This is a genomic window from Synechococcus sp. WC101, assembly GCF_047461555.1.
In the GTDB taxonomy this organism is placed as follows: Bacteria; Cyanobacteriota; Cyanobacteriia; order Thermostichales; family Thermostichaceae; genus Thermostichus.
In genome coordinates this window covers 1-2,543 of sequence record NZ_JANSHG010000240.1, presented here as the reverse complement: position 1 = coordinate 2,543, position 2,543 = coordinate 1, and the positions used below count along the sequence as shown (strand labels likewise).

Here is a 2,543-nt window from a genome sequence, read left to right as displayed (position 1 = left end):
GGTACCAGCCAGTTGCCGCTGGCTGACAACAGGAAGAGGCCAAAGCAGAGGGAGCCGGAATAGAGAAACAAGCGAATGGGATCGCTCTGCAGTGAGGAGAGGGCAGCCATTGTCCCCTGCTCTCGGCGTGTCAGGGACAGGACTTTTGCTCCTCCCCGCTCGGCCTTAAGATAGACCGGCTGGCGGGAGCGCTGCCACCCCACCCCTAGGATAATGATCCCCAACAGCAGCAGGATCCCTTCCAGTGAGCTTTGAGCGGCAGCCAGGGATCCCGTTCCAACCGCTCGAGGAACGGCTGCGGTGGAAAGAGAAGTGGAAGCTTGAGAAGCGGCTGAAGGAACCTCGGCAACCGGCTGCCCCTGCAGGACTGAGGCTAACTGCCGTACTCCCGCCAAGGTGCCGCCATCGAAATCCCTATTGCGAAACTTGGGCAGGATCTGCTGGTCGATAATCTGCTGAACGCGGCTGTCGGGAAGGATGGTGGCCAAACCCCTGCCGGTTTCAATTTCTACCCGCCGATCCCCCACCGAGATAAGAAACAACACGCCATTGTTTTGGCCAGCCTTGCCAATGCCCCAGTAGTTGAACAGTTGCGTGGTGAACGCTTTCGGCGTGGCATATCCCTGGGTATTGGGTACCGTGACCACCGCCATCTCGGCACCGGTGCGCTGCTCAAGCTGGGTGAGGAGACGGTTTAGCTCGTTTTCAGTGCTACTGCTGAGGATGTCGGCGGTGTCGGAAACCCATCCCCCATAGCTGCGGCGGGGGTTGGGCACTTGCTCGAGGGTAATGGCCCAAGCGGGCTACGGCAGCCACAGCGATACACTTAGCAAGACTGCTGCCCAAACTTTTGGCATGGCTCACCTGGCTGAGCGCTGCCTTGGTTTTAGCATAGCCCCCTTGGATGGAGATGCATTTGAAACACTTCCCTGCCTTGGCCTACAGTCTCCGCCGACACAGAAGGTTAGCTTGGTAGCCCCGTACTTTAGTGCGGGGCGGAACCTTGAGGCTTTGCCTTGAAGGGCTGTCTAGGGGCGTCTTGACAGCGCCTTCGCAAGTCCGTTACCCCCCCTTTCGGCCCCCCCCAACCCCCCCTGCAGGCGGGGGGCTGCTGTGGACTGCGTAAGAATTCCCCGACTTTAGTCGAGTCGGCGGGAGTGTCAAGAACGCAACCACTTCCAAAGTTATCCCGAATACCAATGAGACGAGCTCCCCCTCAACCCCAGCCCCTCTCCCAGAAGGAGAGGAGAAGTGGATCTTGCCGTTCCCTATCACTCAGGGTTAGCTATCCCCGCCGGATCCCCCACGCGGAGCGGACCCGGCCAGGCTTCTTCTTGCCATTCCACCTCAAAGCACTCCTGGGCCATTTGGAGAAAATGTTCGATCAAAGCAGGGATCCCCGGCGCTGTTGGGCAAAGGTCGTACACGCCAATCACTTGCGATCCGGGCAGGTACCGTTCCCACAGCTCGGGATTGGGCCGCAACAGGAGGGATCCCTGTTGCAGGATCCCCCAGGGTTGCCACAGTTGGGCGTTGCCCATCAGCTTTTTGCGCTGCCAGCTTAGATCGGCACGGGTACGGGCGGCAAAGCAACTGATTTTGTTGCGGTAGCCCCGATCCTGGCCACCTTGGCCGCGGACAGAAGCGGGAGCATCCACCTCAATGCCCAGCGCCGCCAGCCCCTCTACCCAAAAACGGCAGCAGAAGTCGTACACCTGGGCTCGCCGCAAATTGGGCAGCCGAGCTTGGAGGTAAGAGAGGGGCAACACCAAGCTGTAGGTCAGCTCTGCTGCATCTTCCGCCGCCTGGTGCAACACCGCCCGTCCTCCGGTGGGCCGGCGCACCATCGGGATCCCTGGCGGCAGATCTGGCCAGGCCTGGTGACGTCCCAGAGAGAGGGTAAGCCGATCCCAGCCGTAAAAGCGCAAACAGGGCCTGGGATCCTGGCGCAGCCGCTGCAAAAGCCAAAAGTCCTGCTCCATCTGCCAGCCGCCAGCGGCCACGCGATAGGGCAGCCAAGAGCCCTGGGATCCCATCAAGCTTTGGGAAACTCAGCCTGGAGCTGCTCATCGTACTCATCGGCCAAGCTGGCCACAAGGGTGATGGCGCGCGAGATCTCGCCAGCGCTGAGCCCTTCCAGAGTGCGGTGGTGGTTTAGCACCACTTGGTTGTTCCAGATGCAAAAACGGGCTTCCAGAGTTTCGCTCCAGTTTTTCTCCAGCAGCTTCTGCATGAGCTTAGCCGGCTCCGCCACCGGCAGAGAGAGCACGGGAGACCACACCAACAGGGTATCTTCGGGGGATTCGCCGCTCAGGTGGACGAACACTTCCACGCTGCCGTAGGTGAATTTCCAGGTGTGGCCCTGCTCGTGGTTCTCGTAGGCGGCATCTTCTTTGAGGCTGGAAACTACTGCTGAGACAACTTCAACGTAGCGAGGGGGCTCTTCCATCAGGCCTGGAAAACCTTCTGGAGAACGGTCGATGAGCGGCTCGCTGTAGACCATGGTCTTTCCCCTACTCCCTGTCTAACCACCTTAACTATAC

At 60.0% G+C, this 2,543-nt stretch carries 3 protein-coding genes; all 3 read right to left on the bottom strand.

The annotated features are described in order from the left end of the window. On the bottom strand, positions 1–776 hold a 776-nt coding region (locus tag NW809_RS11935; RefSeq protein WP_414402237.1), incomplete at its 3' end, for a TPM domain-containing protein. A gap of 495 nt (positions 777–1,271) precedes the next feature. Continuing rightward, positions 1,272–2,036, bottom strand: coding sequence for a lipoyl protein ligase domain-containing protein (locus NW809_RS11930; protein WP_414402236.1), 765 nt, complete (start codon positions 2,034–2,036; stop codon positions 1,272–1,274). Further along, positions 2,036–2,503 carry a YbjN domain-containing protein gene (locus NW809_RS11925; protein WP_011430472.1) on the bottom strand — a complete coding sequence of 156 codons (468 nt, stop codon included), beginning with the start codon at positions 2,501–2,503 and terminating at the stop codon, positions 2,036–2,038. Before NW809_RS11925 ends, NW809_RS11930 begins: the two co-directional genes overlap by 1 nt. Positions 2,504–2,543 lie beyond the last annotated feature (40 nt).